Raw genomic sequence first — 11,552 nt, 5'->3', positions numbered from 1 at the left:
TCGCCTCGGAGCGCACACGCGGGGAGCCTCGCGCCCTGGTCGTGCCGCCGGCCCATGAAGCCGCCGCTCAGCGCGCCGCCGCCTGTCGCCGCGGAGCCGTGGCATTGCCACCCGGTCGCCGTGGTGCTGAACCGTCTGCAGTCCGGGGAGGCGGGCCTTTCCCCCGTCGAAGCCGCCGCGCGCCTCGCGGCCAACGGTCCCAACGAACTCGTGGAAACCGCGCGCACGGGCCCGTGGCTGATCTTCGCCCGCCAATTCAAGAGCCTTATCATCGTCATCCTGATCGCGGCCGGTGGCGTGTCCGCCGTCCTCGGCCAGACGGTGGATGCCATCGCCATTCTCGCCATCGTGCTCCTCAACGCCGCCATCGGCTTCCATCAGGAGTACAACGCCGAGAAGTCCATTGCCGCCCTCAAGCGGATGACCGCTCCCCGGGCCACTGTGCGGCGCGGCGGACAGATCGTATCCATTCCGGCAAGGGATATCGTCGTCGGTGACATCCTCACGCTGGAGGCGGGCGATCTCATCGCGGCCGACGCCCGGCTCTTTCAGTCGGCGTCACTCACCTGCATCGAGGCGGCGCTCACCGGGGAATCCGACGTGCAGGCGAAGACCACCGCGCCCCTCACCGCGGCCGACATCCCGCTGGGTGACCGCGTGAACCTCGTTTTCATGGGCACGAGCGTCGCCACCGGCACCGGCCAGGCCGTCGTGGTCGCCACCGCGATGGCCAGCGAACTGGGCCGCATCGCCGGACTGATCACCGACGCCGCGTCGGATCCGGGCACGCCGCTGCAGCGCAAACTCGACGCCGTCGGGCGTATCCTGATTTGGGTGACGCTCGGCATTGTCCTGACCCTGTTTGCGATTGGCCTCGCGCGGGGCAACCCGCCGCTAGAGCTCTTCATGACCGCAGTCGGTCTGGCCGTTGCCGCCGTGCCGGAAGGCCTGCCCGCCGTCGTGACGGTCGCACTTTCCCTCGGCGTGCTGCGCCTCGCCCGTCACCGCGCCCTCGTCCGCAGCCTGCCCGCCGTCGAAACGCTCGGTTCCACGAGCGTGATCTGCACGGACAAAACCGGCACGCTCACCGTGGGCGAAATGACCGCGCGCGTCCTCTACGTGGCGGGACGTTCCTACGACGTCACCGGCGAAGGCTACGGGCCCGAGGGCGCCGTGCACCGCGATGGGAAAAAACTGGAGGCGTCGGATGCGGCACCACTCCTGGAACTCGCGTCGGTCCTGCTCGGCTGCAACCACGCGCAACTCGCCCACGAGTCGGGCGCGTGGAAAACCATCGGCGATCCCACCGAGGGCGCCCTGCTCGTCGCCGGCGTCAAAGCCGGTGGCGACCGCGCCCGACTCGAACGGGAGTGGCCCGCGCAACGGGAGTATCCCTTCGATTCCGATCGCAAACTGAGCTCCGTGCTCCGGTTGAAACCGGACGGCACGCCGCGCCTGCTGGTCAACGGTGCGCCCGGCAAGGTGCTCGATCGCTGCACCGGTTTTCTCAGCAGCACGGGCATTCGCCCGCTCACCGCGTCCGATCGCACCGCCATTCTCGCACAAACCACCGCGCTGGCCGGACGCGCCCTGCGCGTGCTGGCGTCGGCTCACCGCGACTTCAGCACCCTGCCCGCGGCCGACGCTACCGCCGAAACCCTCGAGCGTGATCTCGTGTTCGTCGGCCTGACCGGCATGTACGATCCGCCGCGACCCGAGGCCCGCGACGCGGTGGCGAAGTGCCATGCGGCCGGCATTCGCGTGGTGATGATCACCGGGGATCATCCGCAAACCGCACTGACCATCGCGCACGAACTGGGCCTCGCGGTCGGCACCGGACCCGCGGTGACCGGCGCCGAACTGGACGCTTTGAGCGACGCCGATCTCAAGTCCCGCGTGGCGGAGATCGCCGTCTACGCCCGCGTCACGGCCGCGCACAAGCTGCGGATCATCCGCGCCTGGAAGGCAAACGGCGCCGTCGTTGCGATGACGGGCGACGGCGTGAACGACGCACCCGCGATCAAGGGCGCAGACATCGGCATCGCGATGGGCCGGACCGGCACCGAGGTCACGAAGCAGGCCGCGCACATGATCATCACCGACGACAATTTCGCCACGATTGTGTCCGCGGTCGAAACGGGACGCGGCATTTACGACAATATCCGCAAAACGCTGCAATACCTGCTGGCCGGCAACACCGGCGAAGTCCTGTTCATGACTGTATGCGTGACCGCCGGGCTGCCCGCGCCGCTGCTGCCGATCCATCTCCTTTGGATCAACCTGGTCACGGACGGACTGCCGGCGCTGTGCCTCGCGACCGACGCCGTCGATCACCGGGTGATGCAGCGCCGGCCGCGGCCGCGCACCATAAAGCTCACCGACCGCGGCTTTCTCCGCACCATGGTGCTCACCGGCGTGCTCACGGCCGGCGTGGCGTTTGCCGTCTTCCATCATCTGCTGAAAACGCAGCCATTGGAAACAGCCCGGGCGGCGGCGTTCGCGGTGCTGGTATTTGCCGAACTGTTACGGTCCTTCGGCGCGCGGAGTGAAACCACGCCCGTCTGGCGCATTTCGCTTCGCACCAATCTCAAGCTCGTGCTCGTGGTCCTCGTCTCCTGCGGCCTCCAATTCTGGAGCCAGCACAACGACACGCTCGGCCGCTTCCTGCACACCGGCTACATGAGCCTGGCCGACGGACTCGTGCTGCTCGCGCTCGGCGCCATCCCGCTCGCGGCCCTCGAAGCGGTGAAGCAGGTGCGGAACCTGCGCCACGCGCGCGCGCTCAGCAGTCGCACTCACCACGCGGGGTCGCATTGATCATCCGACCGCGCCGATCGAATTCGAAGCGACAGCACCGGTCGAGCATCTCGCGCAACAGGAGTCGCGCGCGCCGCACCCGGCTCTTCGTTGCCGTGAGCGACAGGCGCAGCGCGGCCGCCACCTCCGGCAACGCCTCGCCTTGAAACGCGTGGCGCACCAACGGTTCGCGGTATGCGGCCGGCAAGGCCGCGAGAAACCGACGCAGCGCAGGCGTCAGATCGACCGCGGACTGCCCCGCCGGATCATCCGCCGCGATCTCGAAGTCGAGCGGACTTTCAGGCCGCCGCTTACGGTGGTGATCGATGATCGTGTTGCGCGCGATGCGATACACCCAGCCCTGCAGTTTCGCGGGATCGCGCAGGTGCGGCAGGCGCTTCTGGATACGAACGAAGACTTCCTGCAGCAGGTCGTCCGAATCCGCCGCCGTGGACGTCCGCGCACGAATGAAGCGGCGCAAGAGCGTGGCGAGCTCGCGCCACAATCCCGCCACGGCAGGTTCAACGTCGGGAGCGGCGGTGGCGAAGGTCGTGCTCATAGATCGATTCCCATGGGTTCCGCATACGTGAGACCTTCCCAGCCGAGCCGCTCCCAGAAACGGCGACCGGTGTCGTTTCCCTTCAACACGAGAATCAGGATGCGTTCCACGCCCGCCGCCTTCAGTCCGTTCTGCACGCACTCCGCCAGCGCGCGCCCGATGCCCGCGCCCTGCCGCTCGCGCACGACCGCGAGATGGTACAGGTAACCGCGCCGCCCGTCGTGGCCCGCCAGCACGGCGCCCACGAGCCGTTCGTTCTCCACCGCCACGGCGCTCAAGCCCGGGTTGCGCGCGAGATATCGCGCGAGCGTGCCGACGTCGTCGCCCACGGCCAAAGCGACGCCCTCGGCTTCCCGCCAAAGGGCCCGGGCAGCTTCCAAATCGGCAATGGTCATCGGTCGCACCACGACGGCAGAAGTCATTCGCGCACAGTTCACGCGCAGCAGGTCGGAGCGCAACATCCCGCTGCGGGCTTGTTTGCCGTCACTTCCGCCGCAAACACCAGCGACTCGAAGCGGCGCGCGTCGCTCCAACTGCCGATGACCTCGTCGGTATTGCCCTTCGGTCGCACGGCAATGTCCGTGAAACCGGCCGCAGCGAGAATCTGCACGAGATCGTCGCGGGCGGTCGCGCCGGCCAGACAACCGGTGTGCAACGCGAGGTCCTGCGTGACCCGGCGGGCATCGGCCCGTACGCGACGACATCCGACACCGCGAGCCGGCCACCGGGCCGGAGCACGCGAAATGCCTCGCGGTACACCGCGGCCTTGTCCGGACAAAGATTGATCACGCAGTTGGAGATCACGACATCGATGGACGCATCCGCCACGGGCAGCGCTTCGATTTCACCGAGCCGAAATTCCACCTGCGCGAAGCCGCCCTTCCGGGCGTTGGCGCGGGCCTTCGCGACCATTTCCGGCGTCATGTCCACCCCGATGACCCGGCCGCCCGGACCGACCGCCCGCGCCGCGAGCAGGGCGTCAAAGCCGGCGCCCGAGCCGAGATCGAGGACCGTCTGACCCGGCTGCAACGAAGCCAGCGCGACGGGATTGCCGCAGCCCAGGTTGAGATTGGCGCCCGCCGGCACGCCGGCCACGTCGCCGGCCGAGTAGCCGAGCGCGCGGGCCTGCGTATCAGATTGGCAACCACAGCCCGGGGCCGCGGCTCCGGATGACGGCGGCTGGCAGCAGGTCGTCGGCGCCGCGGCTGCACCCGTCGCAGCCGGATCCGAGCCGGCAATCGCGCCGTACCGCCGGCGCACCTCTTCTCGCAAAACTTCAGGTTCAGGATGGATTGAGTTCATATCCCTGCTGACGGAGACGGGTGCAATCGGACGCAGGAAATCGTACATTCAAAATCGCGGAGGCGCACAATTCCGTTCGTGCCCTCACGCCCAGTCGCGATCAGACTCGCTGACATGACTCCCGCCGCGGTTGATGTTGCCCTGCTTGCCCGAGCTGCGGCCGTGTGGCTGGTGATTGGCGGCGGCGAAGTGGTGCAAGGCATCCTGCGCGTGAAGTTTCTCAACCGCCGAGTCGGCGATCATCGCGCCCGGCAGATCGGCGTCGGCGTCAGCTGTCTCTACATTTTCGCCGTGGCCTTCGTCACCCTCCCCTGGATCAACCCGCGCAACACCGCCGGTGCCTGGTGCGTCGGCGGGCTGTGGTTGGGGCTGATGCTCGCACTCGAACTGACCATTGGCCGCTGGGCATTCCACCTGCCTTGGAACCGGATTGCGGCCGACTTCGATCTGCGCCGCGGCCGGCTGTTGATCCTCGGCATGCTATTCCTGCTCGCCGCGCCCTGGCTTGCCGCCACCTGGCGCGGACTGCTGTGACCGGAGCGGATTGAACTCAACTCGCCGGTGCGGGCGGAGTGCCACTCACCCGCAGGCACATTCGATACCGCCAACTTGCAGTGCAGGCGCACCGCGCCAGCCCCAACGGAATGTGGCCGGTGAACCCGGCGCTGACCGGCGGCGAGAAGTCGTTACCCGATGTCGATGCCCTCGTAGAGGACGGACGTGATCGCGGCGACGAGGCCGATGCACAGGAAGCCAACGACGAGGGGATTCATGCGAATCCCGTACGCGCTGGTGAATTCCCAGGCGGCGACTTCACCGACGACGATGGCGGCTGCAATCGCCAGCATGAACCAGGAGGGACGAAACCTGCGGGTGGTTTTCATGGGAGAGGGTGCGCGACACGCACTGCGCATCGTGCGAATTACTATCGTCCAAATGCCGCGCGGACGCTCCGCATTGCTTGGCTTTGAACGACCCATTCTTGCTCGGGCGACGCCCACGATGATTCCGTCGCGACCGTGTCCGTCGCCACCTGTCTCATTCGTTGCAGGAGAGGACCCCTATCATTTCCATCCCGCCTCCACCCATCATGAGTTCAAATCCGCCCGCCGACGCGACTTCGATCGCTCCTGCCTCTGACCGTGAATTGGTCCTCACCCGCATCCTCAACGCCCCGCGTGAAAAGGTCTACGCGGCATGGACCACGCCCGCCCTCATGCAGCAGTGGTTCGCGCCGAAGCCGTGGACGACGCCGCGGGTGGAGCTGGACCTCCGGCCGGGCGGAGCGAGCCTGATCGTGATGCGGGATCCGCAGGGCAATGAGTTTCCCAATCGCGGCGTGTACCTCGAGGTGGTGAAGAACGAGCGGTTGGTGTTCACCGACGCTTTCACCACTGCCTGGGAGCCATCGGAAAAGCCGTTCATGACCGGGGTGCTGACGTTCGAAGACGCCGGCAACGGCACCACGCGCTACACCGCGCGCGTCCGGCACTGGTCGGTCGCCGATCGCGACGCACACGAGAAAATGGGTTTCCACCAAGGCTGGGGCCAGTGCGCCTCCCAGCTCGAAACGGTGGCCCAAAACAGCTGACAACCGCGCGGGAAAACCCGGGAGCCGGGCCGGATCCGTTCTGTCCATCGGAACTCCCCTCGATCGTCGCAACCCCGGCTCCGTCCCTTCCCTCCTCCCTTTCCTCCCATGCCCACTCCGCCCGCCGCCCCCTTTCTGCTGCTCTTTCGCAACACCGGTGCCGACGTCCACGCGCATCTCTCGCCGGAACAACGTCGCCAGCTCACGCAGCAATGGAACGACTGGTACGACGGGCTCGCCGCCAAGGGTAAGGTGCAGCACGGACGACCGCTCGCGCCACAAGGCCGCGTGGTGGCGGGAGCACGTGGCGAACGCGTGACCGACGGCCCTTACGCCGAAGCCAAGGAGGCGATCGGCGGTTATTTTTTTCTCACGGTCGCGGACATCGATGAGGCCACGGCCATTGCCCAAATGTGTCCCGGTCTCCCGCTTGGGCTCACGGTTGAAGTGCGGCCGGTGGCCGACGTGAGTCCCGTGCTGGAAGGCGTCCGCGGCCGCCCGCCGGGCCACGCCGCCTGACCCCGCCGGCCACGTTCAAGCGGCCGCGCTGCTGCGATCTGGCGGCGAAGAGATCTCGCCGATACGTGCCTGATTTTCGGCGGCCAGCTCCCGCATCGCACGCTCGCGCAAATCGGCCCCCACGCGCAGGACGACGCTACACACGTGATGCCGGACTACCGGATCGGTCGGTTCCACCGGACGTCCGCGTCGCTCACCTTCGAGCCAGGTTTCGTCCGCGATGATCTTCTCGAGCATCGGACGCTGACGGGAGAGCACAGGGTCAACGGTAGGCATCGGGATTCGCTTCGTCGGACGTCATCAGAACGACACAATTGGACGGCAAATGAAACGTGAATCCGGCCCGCTTTCAAATTCGAGTTGACGGACCGTGATTTCGGACCTTTCGCGCGGACCGCCGCTCAGGCCCCCGCACCGGTTCAGTCCGGAGGATTTCCCGTCGCCAACGCGGTGGTTTCCGTTCCCATGGCTACGTCGCCCCCTTCCCCGCTCTCCCCGACCCCGCGGTGCCGGCGTTCCCCGCTCACGATTCTCTTCGTCGCCCCCACGCTCCCATGAAAAGCAATCGCCGTCACTTCCTCGCCACCGCGCTCGCCGGCAGCGCCGCCGCCGCCCTGCCGGCGCGCGCCCGCGCCGCCGCCCGCTCCACCGCAAGCCTGGAGGCGCGCTACGCCCAACTCGACGTCGCGCTCAAAAAGCCGGTGCTCCGGCGGGAGCTGTTTCCCTCGCCCGTCCTGATCGCGTCGATGGAACTCCTGCGTTTCAACCACAGCTTCCTGTGTCGCGTGCGCTCGAAGGACGGAGCCGAGGGCATCTCGGTCTCGAACAACTCCCAGATGATGTCCACGTATCCGATTCACGTGAACCGGCTGCAGTCCTTCTTCATCGGCAAGGATGCCCGCGACCTCGAGGCGGTCATGGAGGAAGCCTACGTGCACCAGAGCAACTACAAGCTCCAGAGCCTCGCGCTGTGGGTGCCGATGGCGACGATCGAGTTTGCCGTCCTCGATCTGCTCGGGCGCATCGCGCAAAAGCCGCTCGGCCTCCTGATCAGCGACACCGTCCACCACCCGACGGTCCAAGTGTACCGCGCGAACGGCGAGCGCGACAACAGCGCGGAGGAGGTGATGCGGAACCTGAAGCGGCAGGTGGAGGAATCACAGGCCCGCGCGCTCAAGATCAAGATCGGCGGCCGCATGAGCCATCCGGAGTTTCCCGCCGGACGATCCGAAAAGCTGATACCGATGGTTCGAAATGAATTTGGCGACCGCATGGTGTGCTACGCGGACTCCAACGGCTCCTATGATGTCGCCGAGGGCATCACGTTCGGCCGGCTGCTCGAGGAGTACAAATTCGCCTTCTACGAGGAGCCCGTGCCGTTCGACTGGTACGAGGAAACCAAGGCTGTGGCCGACGCCGTGGGCCTGCCCGTCGCAGGCGGCGAGCAGGAGGCCAGCCTGCATGCGTTCCGCTGGCTGATCGCGAACGACGGCTTGGATATCGTCCAGCCCGATGTGTATTACTTCGGCGGACTCATTCGTTCGACGAAGGTGGCGCGCATGGCCGCCGCCATGGGCAAGACGTGCGTACCGCATATTTCCGGCGGCCTCGGCTACCTCTACATGATTCACTTCGTGTCCGCGATCGCGAACGCCGGACCGTTTCACGAGTTCAAGGGCCTCAGCCAGGCGATCCCCTTCGAATGCAAGACGTCGTCATTGAAGACCGACGGCGGCGTCGTGACGGTTCCCACGGGCCCCGGTTCCGGCATCGAGATCGATCCCGACTTCATCAAGAAGCACACGGTGGTGAAGCGCGACGCCGGGCGGGCCGACGAATAGGCCGCGCAGCCAGCCTCGAGCGGCCCCGGCTACCGCAGCAGGCCCGGCAGCGCGATCACGTGGTACCTTTGCTGATACGACCACAGGAGCACGAGAATGCTCGCGGTGCCGACGCCCAGGCCCACCCAGAGCCAGAGTCGCTCGGTGAACACCAGCTGGGCCTCGCTGTAATTCGAGACGAGCAGCTGCCGCCCGTTGCCGGCCACCTTCAGGGTGCGCACCCGATTGCCATTCGGCCCCGCCTCGTCCGTCAGCTCCCCCAGCACGCAGACCTCATCGCCCGCCTGCAGGACGCGTTCATGAACCCGCTTGACCGTCTTCGTCCCAAACGTACCGCCAAGCTGGCCGTCGGTGTGACGCGTGCGCACGGTGATCCCAGCCGGCACCACCACCGCCTCGCCCGAGGCATCGCGCACGACAAAGGGCGCTTCGGAACGATCGTACTGGGTGCCGCTGGACTTGAAGCCGCTGACGGTCGCCACTTCGTACCACACCACCGGCTTCTTCGAATAGGGCGCCAGCAGGACCGGAACCCTGGCCGCAGCCTGCAGCTTTCCCTCAAGTTTCACGTATCCAGTTTGGGCTGACGCAATGGACGACACGTCGAGCCGCGTCAGCTCCCGCGCCGCGATCGCACCGCGCAGGCCTGCTCCCAGCGCGAGCAGCCCCGTCGCGGCCACCAGAAAGACAAACACCAACGGCTGCCAGTCCTGCAGACTGCGCACCCACGCTCCCGTCCACAACCGCCGCCGGGCCTGCCGTTCGAGCTGAAGGTAGTCGGTCCGGGGATCGGACGGCGACTTCACCCACACGAATCCATCGGCCTCCTCGAGAATCCGGTACGGCACCGACCATTCGGGCCAGCTCTCCCGCAGACTCTCCGTCACCGCCACCGCGCCCGCGCGAATCGTCTTCGCCTTCGCTTCTTCTCCCTCCGACCACGCCACGTGCGCCGCGGTCAGGTCCACCCACGCCACCTGCGCCTTGAGTTCGTCCGGCTTGAACGTCCCCTGCCATTCCGCATCCTTGAGCAACGCGCGCGCCTGATCGACCCGCTGAGTGGACAGCAGCAATCGCCGCACCTGATCCACAAACCCGGGATCGCCCAGGCATTCACGCCGGTGCTTCAACAGCAACGGGAGGAGCTCGACATCCGACTTCGTCGCCGAGCCTTGAGCGAACACCGCGTCGAGCACCGCATCACACGGCGTCGGCTGCCGTTCGCGGCTGGCTTCCAAGCGGGCCACCCACCACGCCAGGCCTCCTGCCAGCGCGAGCGCGACACCGATGATGAGCGCGGTACTCATGGCGCGCAGTCTTCGCTGAGCGGAGGGAGACATGAAGCAGAGGAAAGAGGCACGTGCAGAAACGCGGCAAGGTAAGCCGCGGTGGGCAGCGGGTCGAGCGACGAGCGGCAGGCCACCCGGCGCACCCAATCCTGCAACGCCTCCTCAGCGGACGCGCTGTACGCTCGAGGACGACGGCAGCTGGCCGGGCGGAGGAAATTGTTGTGTCGCATCGTCCAGCACCAGCACCCAGTCGAGATCGTCCTCGGGTTGCGGCGGCGTGAACTCCTGCGGACCGCGGTGGGAAAACGTTCCCGCCGCGACCGCCCCTCCCGTGCGCGGGTTGAACCACCACGCGTTCACCACCGGCCCGTTGACCGCGGCCAGGCGCACGGTGAAGCGGCGCGTCGCCGGCACATAAACCATCGCGTAGCTGCCGCCTTGATCGCGCGTCGCGACAAACCGGTAGCGCCCTTCGCCCGGCACCGCCGTGGGCACCGCGGCCGGCACGATGACATCGTCCGCGGGAATCCGCGTCAGGAACGGCCGCGACTCCAGCAGGCGTCGGCCATGCTGCATCTGCTTTCCGCCCGGCTGATCGAGTGCCTCCCGCCAAGACATCAACGGAGCGTTGATCGGTTTGCGATCGGGCGTGAGCATCTGCCACACCGAGTGGTGGCCGTAGGTGTGGCCAAACGCGCCGGTGAAGACGTCCCAGTAAAACGGCCGGCGTACATCCGTCGCCGTCGTGTGCCCAAGCGTCGCCGCCTTGAACGCCACGGGGTGATCCTCGTACACCGGCTCGCCGTCGATGACCGGTTTGACGGGCGTGCGGTTGTAGTCGGTGCGCGTTTTGGCGTAGCGCTCGGAAAACTCCACGCCGTGGCCGTTCTGCCGCATGTTGAAGTCCAGCCACGGTTCGTCGTGAAACACCTCGGCCGATCCGCGACCGCCACTGGGATGAAACGTGATCAAGTGCCGGCCGCCGTCGCCGGCGCGGAGGCCCTGCGCCATCGCACGGATGATCGCCTTGTGCGTATCGGTTTCGATGGGACGATCGCCGCCCACAATCCAAACGATGGCCTGACCGGCATAGCGCCGGCCCAGCCATTCGCCATAGGCCCGCGCGTTGGCCGGCGTGAAGACCTCCGGCCCCGCGCCCCACTTCTTGTTCCACTTGTCGCCCCAGGTGGGCAGCAAGCCGACCTGAAGCCCGAGTTCCGCCGCGCGGCGCAACACCCAGTCGACGTGCTCGAAATAGGGCTCATTGGGCGTGAGCGGATCCTGATTCAGCAACGGCAGGTGGCCATACGCATTCGGCACCGTCAGGCCCTCGAATTCCGCGAGCACCACCGCCTGCACGACCGTGAACCCCTGGCTGGCGCGGGTGCGCAGGTACGTATCCGCTTCTTCACGACTCAATCGGTGAAACAACTCCCACGCGGTGTCGCCGAGCCAGAAGAACGGCGCGCCCCGATCCGTCACGAGGAACCGCTGATTCTCGCTCACGCGCAGCAGGGGCAGGCTCGCGGCGGATGCTGCGGGCGCAAGCGCCGCGCGCCCGATCGCACCAGCCAGCGCCCACGCGATCACAACATTGGGAATAAGCAGATGGACGCCGCGGGGCACGAACATGACGCCAGCAAACGCGTCGGAGC

12 protein-coding genes are annotated in these 11,552 nt (G+C 67.0%); 5 read left to right on the top strand and 7 right to left on the bottom strand.

Annotated features, from left to right (window positions below):
- Nucleotides 1-54: 54 nt before the first annotated feature.
- The gene (locus ACLJEU_RS09810) at nucleotides 55-2,817 is read left to right on the top strand and encodes a cation-translocating P-type ATPase (protein WP_414664787.1); all 2,763 of its coding nucleotides are present in this window, start codon (nucleotides 55-57) and stop codon (nucleotides 2,815-2,817) included.
- Here ACLJEU_RS09810 and ACLJEU_RS09805 read toward each other — a convergent pair.
- From ACLJEU_RS09805 to arsM, 3 genes are all read right to left on the bottom strand, one after another.
- A complete protein-coding gene (locus tag ACLJEU_RS09805) occupies nucleotides 2,783-3,355 on the bottom strand; it encodes a sigma-70 family RNA polymerase sigma factor (RefSeq protein ID WP_414664786.1) in 573 nt (190 codons plus the stop codon). The genes ACLJEU_RS09810 and ACLJEU_RS09805 overlap by 35 nt on opposite strands.
- On the bottom strand, nucleotides 3,352-3,777 hold the full coding sequence (locus tag ACLJEU_RS09800; RefSeq protein ID WP_414664785.1) for a GNAT family N-acetyltransferase: 426 nt from the start codon (nucleotides 3,775-3,777) through the stop codon (nucleotides 3,352-3,354). Before ACLJEU_RS09800 ends, ACLJEU_RS09805 begins: the two co-directional genes overlap by 4 nt.
- Nucleotides 3,778-3,838: 61 nt before the next feature.
- Nucleotides 3,839-4,657, bottom strand: a complete 819-nt coding sequence (gene arsM / locus ACLJEU_RS09795) for an arsenite methyltransferase (protein WP_414664784.1) — start codon at nucleotides 4,655-4,657, stop codon at nucleotides 3,839-3,841.
- 114 nt (nucleotides 4,658-4,771) lie between these two features.
- On the opposite strand from arsM, the gene ACLJEU_RS09790 reads away from it, so the two are divergent.
- Nucleotides 4,772-5,191, top strand: coding sequence for a hypothetical protein (locus ACLJEU_RS09790; protein WP_414664783.1), 420 nt, complete (start codon nucleotides 4,772-4,774; stop codon nucleotides 5,189-5,191).
- A gap of 152 nt (nucleotides 5,192-5,343) precedes the next feature.
- Here ACLJEU_RS09790 and ACLJEU_RS09785 read toward each other — a convergent pair whose 3' ends face one another.
- Nucleotides 5,344-5,541 carry a hypothetical protein gene (locus ACLJEU_RS09785; protein ID WP_414664782.1) on the bottom strand — a complete coding sequence of 66 codons (198 nt, stop codon included), beginning with the start codon at nucleotides 5,539-5,541 and terminating at the stop codon, nucleotides 5,344-5,346.
- 206 nt (nucleotides 5,542-5,747) lie between these two features.
- Here ACLJEU_RS09785 and ACLJEU_RS09780 point away from each other — a divergent pair, with 206 nt between their 5' ends.
- Entirely contained in the window at nucleotides 5,748-6,248 is a 501-nt protein-coding gene (locus tag ACLJEU_RS09780) for an SRPBCC family protein (protein ID WP_414664781.1), read from the top strand.
- Between the two features lie 108 nt (nucleotides 6,249-6,356).
- Entirely contained in the window at nucleotides 6,357-6,767 is a 411-nt protein-coding gene (locus ACLJEU_RS09775; protein WP_414664780.1) for a YciI family protein, read from the top strand.
- A gap of 15 nt (nucleotides 6,768-6,782) precedes the next feature.
- Here ACLJEU_RS09775 and ACLJEU_RS09770 read toward each other — a convergent pair whose 3' ends face one another.
- Nucleotides 6,783-7,004, bottom strand: a complete 222-nt coding sequence (locus ACLJEU_RS09770) for a hypothetical protein (RefSeq protein ID WP_414664779.1) — start codon at nucleotides 7,002-7,004, stop codon at nucleotides 6,783-6,785.
- 317 nt (nucleotides 7,005-7,321) lie between these two features.
- Here ACLJEU_RS09770 and ACLJEU_RS09765 point away from each other — a divergent pair, with 317 nt between their 5' ends.
- Entirely contained in the window at nucleotides 7,322-8,608 is a 1,287-nt protein-coding gene (locus tag ACLJEU_RS09765; protein WP_414664778.1) for a mandelate racemase/muconate lactonizing enzyme family protein, read from the top strand.
- Between the two features lie 29 nt (nucleotides 8,609-8,637).
- Here ACLJEU_RS09765 and ACLJEU_RS09760 read toward each other — a convergent pair whose 3' ends face one another.
- Both ACLJEU_RS09760 and ACLJEU_RS09755 read right to left on the bottom strand, forming a co-directional pair.
- The gene (locus tag ACLJEU_RS09760) at nucleotides 8,638-9,948 is read right to left on the bottom strand and encodes a hypothetical protein (protein ID WP_414664777.1); all 1,311 of its coding nucleotides are present in this window, start codon (nucleotides 9,946-9,948) and stop codon (nucleotides 8,638-8,640) included.
- 111 nt (nucleotides 9,949-10,059) lie between these two features.
- Nucleotides 10,060-11,529 carry a glycoside hydrolase family 140 protein gene (locus ACLJEU_RS09755; protein ID WP_414664776.1) on the bottom strand — a complete coding sequence of 490 codons (1,470 nt, stop codon included), beginning with the start codon at nucleotides 11,527-11,529 and terminating at the stop codon, nucleotides 10,060-10,062.
- Nucleotides 11,530-11,552 lie beyond the last annotated feature (23 nt).

This window comes from Terrisphaera buseokensis (assembly GCF_047521145.2).
In the GTDB taxonomy this organism is placed as follows: Bacteria; Verrucomicrobiota; Verrucomicrobiia; order Opitutales; family Opitutaceae; genus ER46.
This window is presented reverse-complemented; position numbering and strand designations above follow the sequence as displayed.

Coding starts and splice junctions, on each gene's coding strand:
- ACLJEU_RS09810 (WP_414664787.1), top strand. CDS start 55: ATGAAGCCGCCGCTCAGCGCGCCGCCGCCTGTCGCCGCGGAGCCGTGG.
- ACLJEU_RS09805 (WP_414664786.1), bottom strand. CDS start 3,355: ATGAGCACGACCTTCGCCACCGCCGCTCCCGACGTTGAACCTGCCGTG.
- ACLJEU_RS09800 (WP_414664785.1), bottom strand. CDS start 3,777: ATGACTTCTGCCGTCGTGGTGCGACCGATGACCATTGCCGATTTGGAA.
- arsM (WP_414664784.1), bottom strand. CDS start 4,657: ATGAACTCAATCCATCCTGAACCTGAAGTTTTGCGAGAAGAGGTGCGC.
- ACLJEU_RS09790 (WP_414664783.1), top strand. CDS start 4,772: ATGACTCCCGCCGCGGTTGATGTTGCCCTGCTTGCCCGAGCTGCGGCC.
- ACLJEU_RS09785 (WP_414664782.1), bottom strand. CDS start 5,541: ATGAAAACCACCCGCAGGTTTCGTCCCTCCTGGTTCATGCTGGCGATT.
- ACLJEU_RS09780 (WP_414664781.1), top strand. CDS start 5,748: ATGAGTTCAAATCCGCCCGCCGACGCGACTTCGATCGCTCCTGCCTCT.
- ACLJEU_RS09775 (WP_414664780.1), top strand. CDS start 6,357: ATGCCCACTCCGCCCGCCGCCCCCTTTCTGCTGCTCTTTCGCAACACC.
- ACLJEU_RS09770 (WP_414664779.1), bottom strand. CDS start 7,004: ATGCTCGAGAAGATCATCGCGGACGAAACCTGGCTCGAAGGTGAGCGA.
- ACLJEU_RS09765 (WP_414664778.1), top strand. CDS start 7,322: ATGAAAAGCAATCGCCGTCACTTCCTCGCCACCGCGCTCGCCGGCAGC.
- ACLJEU_RS09760 (WP_414664777.1), bottom strand. CDS start 9,948: ATGTCTCCCTCCGCTCAGCGAAGACTGCGCGCCATGAGTACCGCGCTC.
- ACLJEU_RS09755 (WP_414664776.1), bottom strand. CDS start 11,529: ATGTTCGTGCCCCGCGGCGTCCATCTGCTTATTCCCAATGTTGTGATC.